An 18,086-nucleotide genomic window follows, 5' to 3' on the forward strand; every position below is an offset into this window, starting at 1 on the left:
CCTCCCCTTGCACCCCAACAACAGACACGCGGAAAACCGAGGCCCAAAGAGGCCCACCGCTCTTCCATCAACCTTACCGACTGCCCATGTACACCAAAAATTTCGTCAACCCGTGCCCCGACTGGGCCACGGCGCTACTCAACGGCTTCAGCCAGGTACTGCTGCTGCGCAGCCCCCTGTGCGGCCTGTGCTGCCTGCTGGCCATCCTGCTGACCGCCCCCGACCTGGTCGGCGGCGCCCTGCTCGGCGCCCTCGCCGGCCTGCTCACCGCCCAGCGCCGCGGCTATGACCGCGCCGACCGCCAGGCCGGGCTTTACTGCTATAACGGCGTGCTGATCGGCATCCTGATCTGCGCGGTACTGCCCTGGTCGGCAATCATGCCGCCGCTGATCATCGCTGCCGGTGGGCTGTCCAGCATCATTACCCACCAGTGGCGCAAGCGCGGGGGCAAACTGCTGATCGCCTACACCGCCCCTTTCGTGCTGCTGGGTTGGGGCACACTGCTGCTCGCCAGCCCCTCACCCAGCGGCTTCGTCGAAGCCGACCCGCTGTATGCTCTGGCGCGGGGCGTAGGCCAGATTTTCCTGCTCGACCAGCCATTGGCCGGGTTGCTGATCATCTTAGGCATGTTCATCGCCAACCCCTATGCCGCGATGTGGGCGGTGATCGGCTCGGCCATCGGTGGCAGCGTAGCCTTGTTTGCCGAAGCGCAATCTGCCTGGCTGGGTCTGTACGGCTTCAACGCGGCACTGGCGGCGCTGGCCTTCAGCAGGCAGGGTGAAAAGCCTTGGGTGACCCTGCTGGCGATTGCCCTGGCTCTACTGCTGCAACCGCTGTTCAAGCTGCTACCGGTGCCCGGCCTGACCGCCCCGTTCGTCGCCGCCTGCTGGCTGATGCACTTGGGCAGCCACCTGGCCCAGCCCAGGCAGCGCAATGCCAGGCGCTTGCACAGCTGAAACGCAACCCCTAGGCTCAGCCCATCGCTTTTGTGGAACGAGCCCATGAACAACCCTGCGAGCCTGCGCGAACGGCTCTACGTCATCGTATTCCAGACCGACACCGTCGCCGGCCGGCGCTTCGACAAGACCCTCCTGCTGATCATCCTGGCCAGCCTGGTCACGGTGATCCTCGACAGCATCGACGAGATTCACCAGAACTACGCAGGCCTGCTGGCCGGTATCGAATGGGGCTTCACCGCGATCTTCCTGGCCGAGTACATCACTCGCCTTTACTGCTCGCCCAAGCCCATGCGCTACGCCTTCAGCTTCTATGGCCTGGTCGACCTGCTGGCGATCGTGCCGGGGATCATTGCCCTGTACTACAGCGACGCGCAGTACCTGCTGATCATCCGGGTGATCCGCATGCTGCGGATTTTCCGTGTGCTCAAGCTCGGCCAGTACCTGAACCAAGCGAATTACCTGATGGCGGCACTGCGTGGCAGCAAGCAGAAGATCATCGTGTTTCTGCTCAGCGTGTCGACCCTGGTTACTGTGTTCGGCACCTTGATGTATGTAATCGAGGGCCCCGAGCACGGCTTTACCAGCATCCCCAAAGGCATCTACTGGGCCATTGTCACGCTCACGACCGTGGGCTTTGGCGATATCGTGCCGAAAACACCGCTGGGCCAGGTGCTGTCCTCACTGGTGATGATCACCGGTTATTCGATCATTGCCGTGCCCACAGGGATTTTCACCGCCGAACTGGCCAATGCCATGCGCGCCGAACAGTTGCAGCACGACTGCCCAAGGTGCAGCAAAAAGGCCCATGAACACGGCGCTGCATTTTGCTCGCGCTGCGGTAACCTGCTGTTCCCGAAAACAGAATAAGCAAAGAGCCATTTGGTCTTTAGTCGTTCAATAACGAAACGCTATAGTCGCGCATAAGTTACCAAACACTCCGGAACAAGGACGCATCGTGAAAAAACTCTTCACTGCTTCGCTGCTGGCCGCCGGCCTGGCGTTCGGCACCCTCGCTCAGGCCGCTCCGACCCTGCTCAACGTTTCATACGACGTGATGCGCGACTTCTACAAGGATTACAACCCAGCGTTCCAGAAACACTGGGAAGCCGAGCACGACGAGAAGGTCAACGTGCAGATGTCCTTCGGCGGTTCGAGCAAACAGGCACGTGCAGTGATCGATGGCCTGCCGGCCGATGTCATCACCATGAACATGGCCACCGACATCAATGCGCTGGCCGATAGCGGCAAGCTGGTGCCGGACAATTGGGTTACACGCCTGCCCAACAACAGCGCCCCGTTCACCTCGGCCACTGTGTTCATCGTGCGCAAGGGCAACCCCAAGGCACTCAAAGACTGGCCTGACCTGCTCAAGGATGGTGTACAGGTCATCGTGCCCAACCCCAAGACGTCAGGTAACGGGCGCTATACCTACCTGTCGGCCTGGGGTTATGTGCTCAAGCAGGGCGGTGACGAGAACAAGGCCAAGGACTTCGTCGGCAAGCTGTTCAAACAGGCACCGGTACTCGATACTGGTGGCCGCGCCGCGACCACGACCTTCATGACCAACCAGATCGGCGATGTGCTGGTGACCTTCGAGAACGAAGCCGAAATGATCGCCCGCGAATTCGGCCGCGACCAGTTCGAAGTGGTCTACCCGAGCGTGTCGGCCGAAGCCGAACCACCGGTGAGTGTGGTCGACAAAGTGGTAGCGAAGAAGGGTACCCAGGCCGTGGCCGAGGAATACCTCAAGTACCTGTGGTCGCCGGCAGCCCAGGAAATCGCCGCACAGAACTACCTGCGTCCGCGTGATGCAACCGTACTGGCCAAGTACACCGACCGCTTCCCGAAGGTCGACTTCCTGTCGGTGGAGAAAACCTTCGGTGACTGGCGCACCGTGCAGAAGACCCACTTCAACGATGGTGGGGTGTTCGACCAGATCTATACCGGTCAGTAATTGAGTTCTACCTTCACTTGTGCGCCACCATTGCGCCCAAGTGAAGGTTCCCCAGCATCAGGCTGGTGATTTACTGCGGAATACCAAGGCCTTCAAGCCCCCCGCCGGATCGGCATCCGGAAACTCCGGCGGGTTATCCAGACGCTCGACGAAAGCCAACGCCGGGGCCTGCTCAGCCATGCCCTCGATCAGAAACTCCGGCCCGATCGCCGGATCATTCACGCACGCCAGCACAGTCCCACCCTCGGTCAGCAACTCTGGCAAGCGCCGCAAGATCTTCGCGTAATCCTGGGTCAGCACGAAACTGCCACGCTGGAAGGTTGGCGGGTCGATGATGATCAAATCGTAGGGTCCGTACTTGCGCACCTTGCCCCACGACTTGAACAGTTCATGCCCCAGGTACGCCACCCGCGATGCATCGTGGCCATTGAGGCGATGATTGTCTCTGCCACGGGACAGCGCCGACTTGGCCATGTCCAGGTTCACCACCTGCTCGGCGCCCCCGGCAATCGCTGCCACCGAGAAGCCGCAGGTGTAGGCGAACAGGTTCAGCACGCGCTTGCCCGCCGCCTGCTCACGCACCCAGCGTCGGCCGTAGCGCATGTCGAGAAACAGGCCGTTGTTCTGCCGCACGCCCAGGTCGAGCAGATAGGTCAGGCCATCTTCGACCACCTCGCGCTGCTGGCACGGCTCGCCCCACAACCACTGGCCCGGGCTGTCCGGCAGGTAACGGTGCTGGATGAGGATCGCTTGGCCGGCCCACTGTGGACGCTCGGCGAAGTTGCGCAGCATGGCCTCTAGCTCTGCCAGCTGGCCTTCGGGTGGCTCACGGAACAACGCTACCGACAGCACGCCCTGCAGCCAGTCGACGGTGACCTGCTCCAGCCCCGGCCAGCAACGGCCGCGACCATGGAACAGGCGGCGGGTTTCCTGCGGGGCGGGGTCGAGGGCGGTGAGCAGATGCTGTTCGAGGGTGTGGATCGGCGAAGTCATGGCGGGTCGCAAGCAGATAAAAGGGAGCATTCTACCCCGCGAGGCCGCTGCGCGCCCTATCGCCGGCTTGTTCGGCGATAGGTCATTCAGCGTCCTCACTATCCTTTGGCAATGATCGGCGCCGAACGGAACCACCACCCTTGCTGCATGCCCGCCGCCGCCAGCAAGATCAGCGCCACACCGAGCCACTGCAGTGGCGCCAGGCGGTGCCCGAAGGCCACCCAGTCGACCAGGATCGCGGCAATCGGGTAGATGAATGAAAGGGCACCGGTCAACGCCGTGGGCAGGCGCTGGATGGCACTGTACAGCAGCACGTACATCAGCCCCGTGTGCACCATGCCCAACGTCACCAGGCTGGCCAACGCCGAAGGCTCGCCAGGCAACCCGCCCAGCTTGACCCACGGCGCCAGCAGCATTACGCCGGTCGCTACCTGGATCAAGGCAATCAGATGCGGTGGCGTGCCGCTCAGGTGCTTGATGATCAATGCGGCAATGGCATACAGAAACGCCGCCCCCAGCGCCAGCGCAATGCCCACCAAGTACTCTTCACCGCTGCCCTGCCCTGCGCCATGGGCGCTGACGATGGCCAGCATGCCAAGGAACGCCACGCTCAGCCAGGTGAGCTTGGCCATAGTGATCTTCTCGCCCAGAAACACTGCCGCCAGCCCCACCAGCAGGAACGGCTGGACGTTGTACACCGCTGTGCCGATGGCGATCGACGCCCGCGAATAGGAAGCGAACAGCAACACCCAGTTGCCGACGATGGCCACGCCGCTGGCAATGGCCAAGAGCAAAGCCGTGCGGCTGATCACGCCGGGCTTGAGGAACCCGAACGCCGCGCAGATCACCAGCAACGTGCCAGTACCGAACACGCAACGCCAGAACACCACGTCCAGCACCGGCTGCCCGGATACCAGCACGAACCAGCCAATGGTCCCGGAAATCAGCATGGCAGCGACCATTTCCAGCGAGCCACGGCGCAACGAACTGTCCATCTCACACCTCCCATTGATGATGGCCACAGTATGCAGAGGCTCACGGTTAGCCTACCAGCGGATAACCAAGGCAAAATGGCCAGTGCGCCTTTACTATCAAGGGGAAATCTCTCCTTAACCTAATGAGGCGTATATGACCGATGCCATCGACCAACTCCTGATCAATGCCCTGATGGAAGATTCCCGCCGCTCACTGAAAGCACTGGCGCAGATCAGTGGCCTTTCTGCACCCAGCGTCAGCGAGCGCCTGCGCCGTCTGGAGGAGCGCGGCGTGCTGCGGGGTTACACCGTGGATGTCGATGCGCGCAGCTTTGGTTACCAATTGCAGGCCATCGTGCGCATTCGCCCGCTGCCGGGGCAGTTGCAGGAGGTGGAACGGCAGATTGTCGCGATTCCCGAGTTCACCGAGTGCGACAAGGTAACGGGCGAGGATTGCTTCATTGCCCGGCTGCATGTGCGGTCGATGGAACAGCTCGACGCCCTGCTTGACCGTATCAATGTGCTAGCTGACACCAACACGGCGATCATCAAGAAGAGCCCGGTAAAGCGGCGCTTGCCGCCGATGGACTGAGGCGCCTGGAAAACCTGACCCACCTCTGTACACATAAATGTCACCTTAGGTGCCATTTTTGTGTGCATAAGTGCTAGCAATGCCCCATTACGTTACACAGTTCGCGCAACTTAATCTGACCAAATGATCAACTAATTATCCGAACAAAAAATTAAACCTGTTCAATTGGTCAATTTATAGTTTCTTTAATTCATCAACTTAGCTTTCAGAGAGATAGATTCGAGATAGTGACAACTCGAAGTACGGTTTTTGAGTGGCATGGAACTCGCTTTTGTGTGTTCGTGTTTTGTATACAAGTTAAACAGAACATAAATACACAAGAACCCGCGACGCCGCCCCAAACCGGCCGCCGCGCCCAGAACCCAGTGATGCCAACGCTGCACTGACGAGATGGCGAGCCCGTGCGCATGCCCGCTCATCGCAGTCCACGTGCATCAGGAGCCTGCCGGAATGAGTACCAGCCTCGACCTTGCCCCTGAACTATCCGTCGCCAGCACCACCCCCGCTTCCTCCCTGGCCGGCCATGCGCCACAACTTGAACTGAGCCCGCGCCTGCATAACCGCGACCTTGCCCCGACGCGCATAGAGGGCCGCCGCTGGGGGCGCTACAGTATCTTCGCGCTGTGGACCAACGATGTGCACAACATTGCCAACTACTCATTCGCCATGGGCTTGTTCGCCCTGGGCCTGGGCGGCTGGCAGATACTCTTGTCATTGGCGATCGGCGCCGCGCTGGTGTACTTCTTCATGAACCTGTCCGGCTACATGGGGCAGAAGACCGGCGTGCCGTTCCCGGTGATCAGCCGCATCGCCTTCGGCATCCATGGCGCGCAGATCCCTGCGCTGATCCGTGCAGTGATTGCCATCGCCTGGTTCGGCATCCAGACCTACCTGGCCTCTGTAGTGCTGCGCGTGCTACTCACGGCCGTGTGGCCGCAACTCGCCAGCTATGACCAGGACAGCATCCTCGGCCTGTCGAGCCTGGGCTGGGTGTGCTTCGTGGCGATCTGGCTGGTGCAACTGGTGATCCTCGCCTACGGCATGGAGATGGTGCGCCGCTACGAGGCATTCGCCGGCCCGGTGATCCTGCTGACCGTGGCCAGCCTGGCGGTGTTCATGTACTTCAAGGCCGATGCGCGCATCGCCTGGTCGGTGGCCGAGCCGCTGACCGGTTACGAGATGTGGCGCAACATATTCGCCGGCGGCGCGCTGTGGCTGGCGATCTACGGCACCCTGGTGCTCAACTTCTGCGACTTCGCCCGTTCCTCGCCGTGCCGCAAGACCATCCGCGTAGGCAACTTCTGGGGCCTGCCGGTGAACATCCTGGTCTTCGCGGTCATCACCGTGGTGCTGTGCGGCGCACAGTTCCAGATCAATGGCCAGATCATCGACAGCCCGACCCAGATCGTTGCCAGCATCCCCAACACCGCTTTCCTGGTGCTCGGTTGCCTGGCCTTCCTGATCGTCACCGTTGCGGTGAACATCATGGCCAACTTCGTCGCCCCGGCCTTCGTGCTGAGCAACCTGGCGCCGCGGCACCTGAACTTTCGCCGCGCGGGGTTGATCAGCGCCACCCTCGCCGTGTTGATCCTGCCATGGAACCTCTACAACAGCCCGCTGGTGATCGTCTACTTCCTGTCCGGCCTGGGCGCCCTGCTGGGCCCACTGTACGGGGTGATCATGGCCGACTACTGGCTGCTGCGCAAAGGCTGCATCAACGTGCCGGAGCTGTACAGCGAACACCCGGCCGGGGCCTACCACTACAGCAAGGGCATCAACCTGCGGGCGGTCGCCGCGTTCCTGCCGGCCGCGCTGCTGGCCATCGTCCTGGCGCTGGTGCCCAACTTCCATGCCATCGCGCCTTTTTCCTGGCTGATCGGTGCCGGCATCGCCGCTGCGCTGTACCTGCTGATCGCCCCGCGCAACCGCCATTACGCTGATGTCAGCGGCGAATGCATCGCCGTCGACCACAGCAGCCACTGATCAAGGAGCAGTGTTCATGCGTATTCTGATCGCCAACGTCAACACCACCGAAGCCATCACCGAGGCCATCGCCGAACAGGCCCGCAGCGTGGCGTCGCCCGGCACGCAGATCATCGGTCTGACCCCATGGTTCGGTGCCGAGTCGGTGGAGGGCAATTTCGAGAGCTACCTGGCCGCCATTGCCGTGATGGACCGCGTGCTGGCCTACGAGGGCCCGTACGATGCCGTGATCCAGGCCGGCTACGGCGAACATGGCCGCGAAGGTCTGCAGGAACTGCTGAACGTGCCGGTGGTGGACATCACAGATGCCGCCGCCAGCACTGCGATGTACCTGGGCCACGCCTACTCGGTGGTGACCACCCTGGACCGTACCGTGCCACTTATCGAAGACCGCCTGAAGCTTTCGGGGCTATACGACCGCTGCGCCTCGGTGCGCGCCAGTGGCCTGGCCGTGCTGGAACTGGAGGCAGACCCGCAGCGTGCGGTACAGGCCATCGTCGAACAGGCCGAACGGGCGGTGCGCGAAGACAAGGCCGAGGTGATCTGCCTTGGCTGTGGCGGCATGGCCGGGCTGGACGAGCAGATTCGCCAACGTACCGGGGTGCCGGTGGTCGATGGCGTGAGCGCGGCGGTGACCATTGCCGAATCGTTGGTGCGGATGGGGCTGAGCACGTCCAAGGTGCGGACCTATGCCACCCCGCGGGCGAAGAAAGTGGTGGGCTGGCCGATGCGGTTCGGGCGGTAAAGCCTCAGGGGTCTTCGCCGGCCCTATCGCCGGCAAGCCGGCTCACACAGGTTGCCCCGCTGCTCTCAAATTCAGCTCAACCCAGTGGGAGTCGGCTTGCTTGCCAAGACAGTAACAGCAGATCAGGTCGGACAGCTATGCGCACCGCCATCCAGGCCCTGGCGTATGTTGCGGCTGAGCAGGCTGGCCTTGCCGTCGCGCCAGGTCAAGGTCAGAACATACAGGGTGTCGAAGTCATCGCCCTGCCAATCTTCGGTGATCACCCGGTCCTCACCCAGCGCCTTGCCGGCGACAGTATTGATCAGCTCCGGCAGGTAACCATGGGACCAGGCAGTGTAGACGGTGGCGTTGCGGTACTTGCCACTGAGCAATTCATCGGCTAGCTCATCGGTGTCGTTTGCACCGTAATCGATATTCACCGGCAGGCCGAGACGTATCGCACTCGGGGTGATGGTCATCAGTGGCCGGATGTAGCTGTAGCTCTGGTCACTGCTGCCTTCCTCGACCTCTCGAGTCGGGTTGGCTGCGAAGACGAAATCGGCGTTGCCGAAGCGCTCGGGCAGCAGCGTGGCCAAGTCCAGTGCACGGTTGAGGCCTTGACAGTTCAACTGCCCCAACCCTTCGCCGGGTTTCTCGGCATGGCGCAGAAACACCAGGGTCTGGGTGCCGTCGACCGGTTGAGCGCGGCTTTCGACCACTTCCAGTGCCAAGGGCACCGCCGCAGCGACGAGTGCGAGGCTCAGCAGCAGGTGGCGACTACGGCGAACAAACGGTGGCAACTTCATGTAGGCAGGCTCTTGTGGCAGACAGTTTCGGGTCGACCCGCCACATTGCCCTGAGGCTCAAGCCGCAAGGCAACCTTGTAGTGAATGCCATCCCTGGCCAACGAGTAGGGGTCAGAGTGCCCTCAACGCGTTTGGTTCCTCCCTGGGCAAGACTTACGTTAAGGCATACATGTTGCCGAATTATGTAAAGCCTGCCGGCCGCATCCGACACTCAGTCATCCCGCGTCAACACCTCGAGCAATTCGATCTCGAACGTCAGGTCCGAATTCGGCGGGATCGCGCCCACGCTTCGTTCGCCATAGCCAAGGTGCGCCGGCACCTGCAGCGTGCGTTTGCCCCCCACGCGCATGCCCATCAGGCCTAGGTCCCAGCCCTTGATCACGCGGCCCGTGCCGATCACGCACTGGAACGGTTTGCCGCGCGACCAGGACGAGTCGAACTCGCTGCCATCGGCCAGCCAGCCGGTGTACTGGGTGGTGATCAGGGCGCCTTTGACGGCGGCCTTGCCGTCGCCTTCGACGAGGTCGGTGATTTGCAGTTCGCTGCTCATGGGCATGCTCCAACGCTGAAATTCAAGGCCGCCCTTTTCTCAGGAATGCACGGGTTTGGCAAGCCGCCAGGCTCAACCCAACTGCTCGAAGGCTTGCTGTCCAGTCAATTCCTTGGTTTGGTTGGCGAAGCAGTACCAGGCAGGTTTCTGCTCGACGAATATCTGCAGGTCGAAATCCCAAGCCTCATCGCCGTCCAGCAGGCCCACCGGCACCGCGTAGAAATCGTTGGCCTTGAGCCGGTAATACAGGTGAGTGCCGCAGCGCCCGCAAAAGCCGCGCTGGGCCCAGTCGGATGAATCGTAGACGCCGGGCGAACGCCCTTCGATGACCGGCGGCTGGCTGCAGTGAACGACCAGCAACGGCCCACCGGTCCACTTGCGACACATGCTGCAATGGCAGGCACTGATATGGGTGTTGTCGAGGGTGACCGTGAGCTTCGTGGCGCCGCACAGGCAGGCGCCTTGTTTCTCCATGACCATGGGGTGCTCCATTAGCGAGGATTGGGCCAGCAATTATAGATGCCCGGTAGGAGCGGCCTTGTGTCGCGATCAGGCCGCAACGCGGCCTCTCGAGTTACGCAATCATCATTAAACCAGGGGGCTGCTTTGCAGCCCATCGCGACACAAGGCCGCTCCTACAGTGGACTACACAAACGTCTAGATGTAGACAGTACCGCGCAGGTACAACGCCGCCCGCCCGCTGATGATCACTCGGCCATTACCTGGCACCTCACAGTGCAGCTGGCCCTTGCGCGCGCCGCCCTGCTCGCAGGTCAGGGTGCGCTTGCCCAACCGCTGCGCCCACAAAGGCGCAAGCGAGGTGTGCGCAGAACCTGTGACCGGGTCTTCGTTGACACCGACTCGCGGGCCGAACCAGCGCGTGACGAAATCGTATCCGCGCCCGGGCGCGGTCACGGCGATGCCACGCACATCGAAGGCCGACAAGGCGACGAAGTCAGGCTGCAGCGGGTCCAAAAGCGAGGCGTCATCGATCATCACGACATAGTCGTCGGACTGATACACCGCACTCGCCCCGCTCAACCCCAGCGCCTTCAGCAAACCGGCGGGCGCCTCGACGGCCAGCGGCTGCTTGGCCGGGAAGTCCATGGCCAGCAAGCCGTCGGCCCCGCGGCTAACCCGCAATTCACCGCTGCGGGTGTTGAAGCGCAGTACTTCTGCCTGCTCGCCCAACTGCTCGAACAGCACATAGGCCGACGCCAAAGTGGCATGGCCACACAGCTCGACCTCCACCGCCGGGGTGAACCAGCGCAGGTCGAAGGTTTCGCCATTGCGCACGAAATAGGCGGTTTCGGAGAGGTTGTTCTCTTCGGCGATACGCTGCAGCACGTCATCAGGCAGCCAGCTTTCAAGCGCGATCACTGCTGCCGGGTTGCCACCGAACGGTTCGGCGGAAAAGGCATCGACCTGGAAGATCTCGAGTTGCATGCGAACACTCCTTGTGGCCCGGGCAGCGCCGGGCAGAAACTAAAACGAAGGTTACGGATGGACTGGTGTGAGTACCGGTTCGCCGGCAAAGAAGGCCTGTAGATTGCGCAGGACCAAGGCCACCGTGTCGCGCGCCGCTTCAGGGGATTGCCCGGCCACATGCGGGGTGAGCACCGTATTGCCGAGGGCCTTGAGGGCATCGGGCACGGCCGGTTCGTCATCGAACACATCAAGTGCTGCACCCGCAAGTTGCCCGCGCTGCAGCGCGCCGACCAGGGCCTGGGTATCCACCACGCTGGCACGGGCGATGTTCACCAAATAGCCCTCGGGGCCCAAAGCCTCGAGCACCCGAGCATCGACCAGATGGTGCGTATTGGCACCGCCCGGGGTGGCCACGACCAGAATGTCGACGGCATCGGCCAGGTGCAACGGGCTGTCGTACCAGGTGTAAGGCACGCCCTGGCGCGGTGTGCGGCTGTGGTAGCTGATGTTCATGTCGAAGCCGAGGCTGGCACGTTTGGCGATAGCCAGGCCAACTGCGCCCAGGCCGAGGATGCCGAGGCGCTTGCCACTAACCGAGGGGCTGATGACCCGGTGCCACTCGCCGCGGCGGATACCGGCATCGGCGCGGGGAATGTCGCGCAGCAGGGCCAGCAGCATCGCTAGGGTGTGGTCGGCCACGGCGGCGGCATTGGCACCCGCGCCATTGGTGACGGTAATGCCACGGGCAGCGGCGGCGGCCAGGTCGACGTGTTCGTAACCGGCGCCGATCACGCAGATGATCTGCAAGTTGGGCAACGCTTGGATTTCCACAGCGGTCAGGCCCAGCGGGCCGCGGGTAAGCACCGCATCGATCTCAGCGCCTTGGCGCTGGATGGCGTCGGCACGCAGTGGCGCGGACGGTGCACGGATCAGCCGGTAGCCGGCCTGTTCGAGCAGGGGCAGGTAATCATCGACGGTTTCCACCAACACCAGGACTGTCTTGCTCATGCACCCCTCCGGCTCAAATTCGAAGGGGCATTATGCGGAGTCGGCGGGCGGTACAGTCAATCTGTAAATCGCGGGTCAACTGTACTGTATCGGTTGGCCGAAAACGGCAAAACCATTACTGAGCGAACGCCCGGCCCAGCCCACCGGGTACACCACTGCTGTCGGTCTCCTGCCACGGGCCATCCGGGCTCAAAGACCAGCTCCAGCCATTGTCATAACGGTAGTAGGTGCGCTGCCGATAGAACGTATTGGGCTTCTTCTCCAATACATAAACACCCAGTTTCGGATCCCAATGGCTGGCGCCCCCCGGCGGCGGTGCAAAGCTTGCGGAGGTCCGCGGCATCGGTTTGGGGGTCGCTGCCGGTTTGCTCGGCTGCGTGGCCGGTTGGCCGCCAGGCAGTGGCTTGACCACCGGCCCCTTGTGCGGCGGCACCGTTTCGATCGGTGGCGCCGGCTGTTCGTACGGCTCACGCACCGTACACGCAGACAAACCCAGGGCCAGGGTGATCAGGGTCAGGCGGACGGCGTTTCGCATGGCAGGGTTCTCTTACGGGTCGGGGCTGTCGATGGTCAGGAGCTGGGTGGCCTGGGTCTTGCTGGGCAGCGGTGCGCCCTGGCCGATCCACTCACCATGGGTGGGCTGGCCGGCGCGCGATACCCTTGCAACCAGTTGGACTTCGGCGAAGTCGGACAGTTTCATCTGCGGCATCATCGCATCGGCGTCAGACAATTCTACCTCCAGCGGCAATTGGGCAACGGTCACCCGTTTGGCCGCCAGCGGCATGGGCGGGCCGCTGGTGGCGCGGGCGAAGATGAACACAGTGTCGTCGGGCTTGACCTTGTCCTTGAGCGCCGGGGCCAGCTCTACCCGCACCTTCAGGCGTGCCGCCACCGGGGTCTCGGGCTTGCCGGTATTGCCACCCAGGCGCTCTGCCGCACGGTCGATGCCGCCTTGCAAAGCCGCCCGCGAGGCATCGCCCTCAGGCAACTGCGCCAGCAGGCGGTTCCAGTAGTCGATGGCTTCCTGGTAGCGCTCGCCCTCAAAGGCCGCAATGCCGCGCAGGCCAAGGCTGGTCACTTCGTTCGGGTCAGCCTTGAGCGCCTCGTCGGTCAGCGCCTGCACCTGTGCGCTCCACTGCTTGTTGGCAGCGAAATACAGGGCCTGGGCCCATTGGCCGAGCAATTCGGGCTGGCGACCGGCCAGGGCCACGGCGCGCTCGTAGGCCTTGGCCGCATCTGCCGGGCGCTGCTCGGCCATGTAGGCGCGGCCCAGGAAATACAGGCCTTCGGCCGAATCCGGCTGAGCCTGGACGGCGCGCTCAAGGCGCGTGGTCATTTCTTCCATCGTCTTGGGCGCAGCAGCGAACTCCTGAGTCAGCTCCACTTTGTCCGCAGCACCAAAGTGCAGATACAGACCAAGCGCCACCACCGGCACCAGTACTGCGGCCAGCAGTGGCAGCACCTTGCCCAAGTGCCCCTGGCGCGGCGCTTCGGCGCCTTCGGTATCGGCCAGCAGTTCACGGGCGGCCTCATCGCGGCCGCTGGCCAGTTGCGCGTCATCCAGCACACCGGCGGCCTGTTGGGCAGCCAGTTCGGCGACACGTTCCTGATACAGCGCCACGTTCAGCGCAGTACGGTCTTCTTCCTGCTGCTGGCGACGGCCACGCAGGGTCGGGATCAGCAGAAAGCCGAGGGCGGCGAGCAGCAGCAGGCCCGCACCAAGCCAGAATTCAGTCATGGTTCTGTTCTTTATCCAGCAGTTTGGCGAGACGCTCGCGTTCTTCGAGAGACAACTCGTGCGAGCCTTGGGTAGCCGGCACACGGCGGCGGCGGACAATCACCGCCAGCACCGCAAAGCCACCGACCAGCAGAATGCCCGGGCCGAACCAGAGCAGCCAGGTACGCCCAGTGAGGGCAGGCTTGTAGCGCACGAAGTCGCCATAGCGGTCGACCATGAAGTCGACGATCTGCTGGTTGCTCTTGCCTTCGCCCAGCATGCGGAAGATCTCGCGGCGCAGGTCGGCGGCAATCGGTGCGTTGGAGTCGGCGATGTCCTGGTTCTGGCACTTGGGGCAGCGCAGTTCCTTGGTCAGTTGCTGATAACGCTCACGCTCGGCGTCGTCGCGGAACTGGTAGGTATCGATGGCCGCCCTGGCCACGCCGGCAACACTCAAACCCAGTACAACGGCCGCAAGCCAGCGCCTCATGGCTTGGCCTCGTCGACCAGGCCCTGATACAGCGGTGCCAGTTGCTCGCGCCACACGGTGGCATCGACGACGCCCACATGCTTGTAGCGGATGATGCCCTTGGCGTCGATCAGGAAGGTTTCCGGCGCGCCATAGACGCCCAGGTCCAGGCCCAGGCTGCCCTGCTCGTCGCGAATATCCAGCTGGTACGGGTTGTGGAACTCGGCCAGCCACTTCAGGGCGGCAGCATTGTCGTCCTTGTAGTTGATGCCGTAGATCACCACGCCCTGCCCGGCAAGCTGGTTGAGGTAAGGGTGCTCGACCTTGCACGACGGGCACCAGGTGGCCCATACGTTGACCAGCGCCGGGCGGCCTTGCAGGTCGGCCTGGGTCAGGGTGCGATCGCCCTGGGTCGAGGCCAGGGAAAACGCCGGGAACGGCTTGCCGATCATTGCCGAGGGCAGCTCGTCGGGCTTGAGGAACAGGCCCTTGTAGAGGAAAACGGCCAACAGCAGGAATACCGCCAGTGGCACCACCATGATCCAACGCTTCATGCAGCTGCTCCAGACACGCCCAGGACATCACGCACCCGGGTCTTGACCTTGACGCGGTAGCGCCGGTCGAGGGCCGCCAGCAAACCGCCCAGGCCGGTCAGAAGACCGCCCAGCCAGATCCAGCGGACGTAAGGCTTGATATGCACGCGCACGGCCCAGGCGCCGTTGTCCAGCGGCTCGCCCAAGGCAACGTACAGGTCGCGGGTGAAACCGGCATCGATGCCGGCCTCGGTCATCATCGACTGCTGCACGGTATAGAGCCGCTTCTCGGGGTGCAGCGTGGTCACTTCACGGCCATCGCGGCTGACGACGACGGTGCCCTTGTCGGAAATGAAGTTCGGCCCTTCGAAGTGCTTGGCGCCCTGGAACAGGAACTGATAACCACCCAGCTCCACGCTTTCACCCGGGGCCAGGCGCAGGTCACGCTCGGCACTGTTGTTGCTCGACAGCACCACGCCAAGGGCGCACACCGCAAGCCCCAAGTGCGCCAGCTGCATGCCCCAGTAGCTGCGCGTCAGGCCACGCACGCCTTTGGCCAGGCCCTTGTGGCGGGTCTTGTCGAAAATGTCGCGCAACCCGCTGAGCACTACCCAGGCTGCCAGGGCAAAAGCGGTAAGGGTCGGCCAGTCGAAGTCCTCGACGATGAACCCGGCCACTGGCGCCAGCACTGCGCTCGCGATCAGTACCGGCGTCATCATGCTCGCCAGCCACTTGCCTGGGGTGTCCTTCCAGCGCACCACCACACCGATGCCGAGCACCACCATCAGCAGTGCCATCAGCGGCAGGAACAAGGCATCGAAGTACGGCGGACCCACCGACAGCTTGGCCCCGGTCAGGGCATCGAGCACCAACGGGTAGAGGGTGCCGAGCAGGATCATCGAAGCCGCCACCACCAGCACCAGGTTGTTGGCCAGCAGCAGCGTCTCGCGCGACCACAGGGCAAAGCCCACCTGGCTTTTGACCACTGGGGCACGCAGGGCGAACAGGGTCAGCGAACCACCGACCACGAACAGCAGGAAGATCAGGATGAACACGCCACGTGAAGGGTCGGAGGCGAAGGCATGCACCGAGGTCAGCACGCCGGAACGCACCAGGAACGTCCCCAGCAGGCTCAGCGAGAACGCGGCAATCGCCAGCAGCACGGTCCAGCTCTTGAACACGCCGCGTTTTTCCGTCACCGCCAGCGAGTGGATCAGTGCCGTGCCCACCAGCCAAGGCATGAAAGAAGCGTTTTCCACCGGGTCCCAGAACCACCAGCCGCCCCAGCCCAGTTCGTAATAGGCCCACCAGGAGCCCAAGGTGATGCCCACGCCGAGAAACGCCCAGGCAATGATGGTCCAGGGCCGCGACCAGCGCGCCCACGCAGCATCCAGGCGCCCGCCCAGCAGCGCGGCGATGGCGAAGGCGAAGGCCACCGAAAAGCCCACATAACCCATGTACAGCATCGGCGGGTGAACGATCAGGCCAAAGTCCTGCAGCAGCGGGTTGAGGTCGCGGCCATCGGTCGGCACTTGCGGCAGCAAGCGCTGGAACGGGTTGGAGGTGATGATCAAAAAGCTCAGAAAGCCCACACTGATCATGCCCATCACCGCCAGCACCCGCGCCAGCATCACTTGCGGCAGCTGGCGCGAGAACACCGACACGGCGAAGGTCCAGCCACCGAGAATCAGCGCCCACAGCAGCAACGAGCCTTCGTGCGCGCCCCACACGGCACTGAACTTGTAGTACCAGGGCAAGGCGCTGTTGGAGTTGCTGGCCACGTACGCAACCGAGAAGTTGTCGGTCATGAAGGCGTGGGTCAGGCAAACGAAAGCAAAGGCCAGGAAGGCAAATTGGCCCCAGGCCGCCGGGCGTGCCAGGCTCATCCACAGGCTGTCGCCGCGCCAGGCGCCGAGCAACGGCACGGTCGCCTGCACAACGGCGAAACAGATCGCCAGGATCATCGCCAATTGGCCCAGTTCAGGGATCACCAACGCCGCATTCATGGTTTGGCCTCCGCGCCACTGGCGGCCTGGCCGCTTTCCTTCAGGGCCTTGGTGACTTCTGGCGGCATGTATTTCTCATCGTGCTTGGCCAGCACTTCATCGGCCACCACCACACCCTCGGCATTGAGCTTGCCCAGGGCGACGATGCCCTGCCCTTCGCGGAACAGGTCGGGGAGGATGCCGCGGTAGGTGATTGGCACCGACTTGTTGAAGTCGGTGACCACGAAACGCACATCAAGGGAGTCACCCGAGCGCTGCAGCGAGCCCTTCTCGACCATGCCGCCTGCGCGGATGCGGGTGTCCAGCGGCGCATCGCCATTGGCGATCTGCGTCGGTGTGTAGAACAGGTTGATGTTCTGTTGCAGGGCGCTCAGGGCAAAGCCGACGGCAACCGCCACCCCGACCAGCAGGCCGAGTATCAGGAACAGGCGTTTCTTGCGCTGCGGATTCACTGGTTGTTCTCCCGGCGCAGACGGCGCGCCTCATCTTGCAGATAGCGACGGCGGGCCAGCAACGGCGCGGCGACATTGACCGCCAGCACTGCCATGCAGATGGCGTAGGCCGACCAGACATACAGGCCATGGTGGCCCATGGCGAGGAAATCGCCGAATGAAGAAAAGCTCATCACACGGCCCTCCGGCCCAGGTTGTTCAGTACTTCTTCCCTGACCCAACTGGCGCGCGCTTCGCGCTTGAGTACTTCAAGGCGCATGCGCAGCAACAGCACGGCGCCGAAGAAGCAGTAGAAGCCCAGCACCGTGCACAGCAGCGGCAGCCACATCTCGGCGGGCATGGCCGGTTTTTCGGTCAGGGTGAAGGTGGCGCCCTGGTGCAGGGTGTTCCACCACTCCACCGAATACTTGATGATCGGGATATTGATCACCCCAACGATGGCCAGCACGGCACAGGCCTTGGCCGCGCTGTCACGGTTACTGATTGCCTGGCCCAGGGCGATGATGCCGAAGTACAGGAACAGCAGAATCAGCATCGACGTGAGCCGCGCATCCCAGACCCACCAGCTGCCCCAGGTCGGCTTGCCCCAGATGGCCCCGGTCACCAGCGCCACGGCAGTCATCCAGGCGCCGATGGGCGCTGCGCACTGCAGGGCCACATCCGCCAGCTTCATCTTCCACACCAGCCCCACCACGCCAGCCACCGCCAGCAGCACGTAGCACGATTGTGCAAGCATGGCCGCCGGCACGTGGATATAGATGATGCGGAAGCTGTTGCCCTGCTGGTAGTCCTGGGGGGCAAAGGCCAGGCCCCAGATCACCCCCGTCACCAGCAGCAGGATGGCCGATACGGTCAGCCACGGCAGCATGCGGCCGCTGATGGCATAGAACCATTTTGGGGAGCCAAGCTTGTGGAACCACGTCCAGCTAATTTTCATC

Annotated in this window: 21 protein-coding genes; 6 read left to right on the forward strand and 15 right to left on the reverse strand. The window is 63.0% G+C overall.

The features are described 5' to 3' along the window. Positions 1 to 86 precede the first annotated feature (86 nt). From NGJ21_RS01325 to NGJ21_RS01335, 3 genes are all read left to right on the forward strand, one after another. A complete protein-coding gene (locus NGJ21_RS01325) occupies positions 87 to 956 on the forward strand; it encodes an urea transporter (RefSeq protein WP_115274204.1) in 870 nt (289 codons plus the stop codon). 45 nt (positions 957 to 1,001) lie between these two features. Next, positions 1,002 to 1,826: an ion transporter gene (locus NGJ21_RS01330; RefSeq protein WP_046785318.1), complete on the forward strand. Its 825-nt coding sequence runs from the start codon at positions 1,002 to 1,004 to the stop codon at positions 1,824 to 1,826. 88 nt (positions 1,827 to 1,914) lie between these two features. Further along, positions 1,915 to 2,913 (forward strand): sulfate ABC transporter substrate-binding protein, encoded by a 999-nt coding sequence (locus NGJ21_RS01335; RefSeq protein WP_251961711.1) that lies wholly within the window; start codon positions 1,915 to 1,917, stop codon positions 2,911 to 2,913. Between the two features lie 57 nt (positions 2,914 to 2,970). Here NGJ21_RS01335 and NGJ21_RS01340 read toward each other — a convergent pair whose 3' ends face one another. Both NGJ21_RS01340 and NGJ21_RS01345 read right to left on the reverse strand, forming a co-directional pair. Continuing rightward, complete coding sequence (locus NGJ21_RS01340) at positions 2,971 to 3,906, reverse strand: class I SAM-dependent methyltransferase (protein WP_251961712.1); 936 nt, start codon at positions 3,904 to 3,906, stop codon at positions 2,971 to 2,973. Positions 3,907 to 4,004: 98 nt separating this feature from the next. Beyond that, on the reverse strand, positions 4,005 to 4,901 hold the full coding sequence (locus tag NGJ21_RS01345) for a DMT family transporter (RefSeq protein WP_161872762.1): 897 nt from the start codon (positions 4,899 to 4,901) through the stop codon (positions 4,005 to 4,007). A gap of 133 nt (positions 4,902 to 5,034) precedes the next feature. Between NGJ21_RS01345 and NGJ21_RS01350 the strand changes: the two genes are divergently transcribed. The 3 genes from NGJ21_RS01350 (at position 5,035) to NGJ21_RS01360 (ending at position 8,200) form a co-directional block, all read left to right on the forward strand. Continuing rightward, positions 5,035 to 5,472 carry an Lrp/AsnC family transcriptional regulator gene (locus NGJ21_RS01350; RefSeq protein WP_039603292.1) on the forward strand — a complete coding sequence of 146 codons (438 nt, stop codon included), beginning with the start codon at positions 5,035 to 5,037 and terminating at the stop codon, positions 5,470 to 5,472. A 450-nt stretch (positions 5,473 to 5,922) separates the two neighbouring features. After that, positions 5,923 to 7,455, forward strand: a complete 1,533-nt coding sequence (locus tag NGJ21_RS01355; protein ID WP_046785322.1) for an NCS1 family nucleobase:cation symporter-1 — start codon at positions 5,923 to 5,925, stop codon at positions 7,453 to 7,455. Between the two features lie 16 nt (positions 7,456 to 7,471). Continuing rightward, a complete protein-coding gene (locus NGJ21_RS01360; RefSeq protein WP_119687529.1) occupies positions 7,472 to 8,200 on the forward strand; it encodes an aspartate/glutamate racemase family protein in 729 nt (242 codons plus the stop codon). 122 nt (positions 8,201 to 8,322) lie between these two features. On the opposite strand, the gene NGJ21_RS01365 is transcribed toward NGJ21_RS01360, so the two are convergent. The 13 genes from NGJ21_RS01365 to NGJ21_RS01425 all read right to left on the reverse strand — a co-directional run bounded on the left by NGJ21_RS01365 (position 8,323) and on the right by NGJ21_RS01425 (position 18,085). Next, positions 8,323 to 8,985: a hypothetical protein gene (locus NGJ21_RS01365; protein WP_046785324.1), complete on the reverse strand. Its 663-nt coding sequence runs from the start codon at positions 8,983 to 8,985 to the stop codon at positions 8,323 to 8,325. A 211-nt stretch (positions 8,986 to 9,196) separates the two neighbouring features. After that, complete coding sequence (locus tag NGJ21_RS01370) at positions 9,197 to 9,535, reverse strand: FKBP-type peptidyl-prolyl cis-trans isomerase (RefSeq protein ID WP_046785325.1); 339 nt, start codon at positions 9,533 to 9,535, stop codon at positions 9,197 to 9,199. 72 nt (positions 9,536 to 9,607) lie between these two features. Next, the gene (locus NGJ21_RS01375) at positions 9,608 to 10,015 is read right to left on the reverse strand and encodes a GFA family protein (RefSeq protein WP_046785326.1); all 408 of its coding nucleotides are present in this window, start codon (positions 10,013 to 10,015) and stop codon (positions 9,608 to 9,610) included. A gap of 177 nt (positions 10,016 to 10,192) precedes the next feature. Continuing rightward, positions 10,193 to 10,981 (reverse strand): PhzF family phenazine biosynthesis protein, encoded by a 789-nt coding sequence (locus NGJ21_RS01380; protein ID WP_046785327.1) that lies wholly within the window; start codon positions 10,979 to 10,981, stop codon positions 10,193 to 10,195. Between the two features lie 51 nt (positions 10,982 to 11,032). Further along, positions 11,033 to 11,971 (reverse strand): 2-hydroxyacid dehydrogenase, encoded by a 939-nt coding sequence (locus NGJ21_RS01385; RefSeq protein ID WP_251961713.1) that lies wholly within the window; start codon positions 11,969 to 11,971, stop codon positions 11,033 to 11,035. Positions 11,972 to 12,086: 115 nt separating this feature from the next. Beyond that, a complete protein-coding gene (locus NGJ21_RS01390) occupies positions 12,087 to 12,506 on the reverse strand; it encodes a lipoprotein (RefSeq protein ID WP_039601243.1) in 420 nt (139 codons plus the stop codon). A gap of 12 nt (positions 12,507 to 12,518) precedes the next feature. Then, the gene (ccmI, locus tag NGJ21_RS01395) at positions 12,519 to 13,709 is read right to left on the reverse strand and encodes a c-type cytochrome biogenesis protein CcmI (protein ID WP_046785329.1); all 1,191 of its coding nucleotides are present in this window, start codon (positions 13,707 to 13,709) and stop codon (positions 12,519 to 12,521) included. Beyond that, positions 13,702 to 14,178 (reverse strand): cytochrome c-type biogenesis protein, encoded by a 477-nt coding sequence (locus tag NGJ21_RS01400; protein ID WP_251961714.1) that lies wholly within the window; start codon positions 14,176 to 14,178, stop codon positions 13,702 to 13,704. The genes ccmI and NGJ21_RS01400 overlap by 8 nt, the downstream gene beginning before the upstream one ends. Further along, the gene (locus tag NGJ21_RS01405) at positions 14,175 to 14,711 is read right to left on the reverse strand and encodes a DsbE family thiol:disulfide interchange protein (protein ID WP_012315479.1); all 537 of its coding nucleotides are present in this window, start codon (positions 14,709 to 14,711) and stop codon (positions 14,175 to 14,177) included. Before NGJ21_RS01405 ends, NGJ21_RS01400 begins: the two co-directional genes overlap by 4 nt. Beyond that, positions 14,708 to 16,681, reverse strand: coding sequence for a heme lyase CcmF/NrfE family subunit (locus NGJ21_RS01410; RefSeq protein ID WP_174142120.1), 1,974 nt, complete (start codon positions 16,679 to 16,681; stop codon positions 14,708 to 14,710). The genes NGJ21_RS01405 and NGJ21_RS01410 overlap by 4 nt, the downstream gene beginning before the upstream one ends. 11 nt (positions 16,682 to 16,692) lie before the next feature. Further along, positions 16,693 to 17,148 (reverse strand): cytochrome c maturation protein CcmE, encoded by a 456-nt coding sequence (gene ccmE / locus NGJ21_RS01415; RefSeq protein WP_251961715.1) that lies wholly within the window; start codon positions 17,146 to 17,148, stop codon positions 16,693 to 16,695. Then, positions 17,145 to 17,321: a heme exporter protein CcmD gene (gene ccmD / locus NGJ21_RS01420; protein ID WP_039601249.1), complete on the reverse strand. Its 177-nt coding sequence runs from the start codon at positions 17,319 to 17,321 to the stop codon at positions 17,145 to 17,147. Before ccmD ends, ccmE begins: the two co-directional genes overlap by 4 nt. Then, positions 17,321 to 18,085, reverse strand: a complete 765-nt coding sequence (locus NGJ21_RS01425; RefSeq protein ID WP_251961716.1) for a heme ABC transporter permease — start codon at positions 18,083 to 18,085, stop codon at positions 17,321 to 17,323. The genes ccmD and NGJ21_RS01425 overlap by 1 nt, the downstream gene beginning before the upstream one ends. Between the last annotated feature and the right edge of the window lies 1 nt (position 18,086).

It is taken from the genome of Pseudomonas sp. Marseille-Q5299, assembly GCF_943737035.1.
Lineage (GTDB): Bacteria > Pseudomonadota > Gammaproteobacteria > Pseudomonadales > Pseudomonadaceae > Aquipseudomonas > Aquipseudomonas putida_E.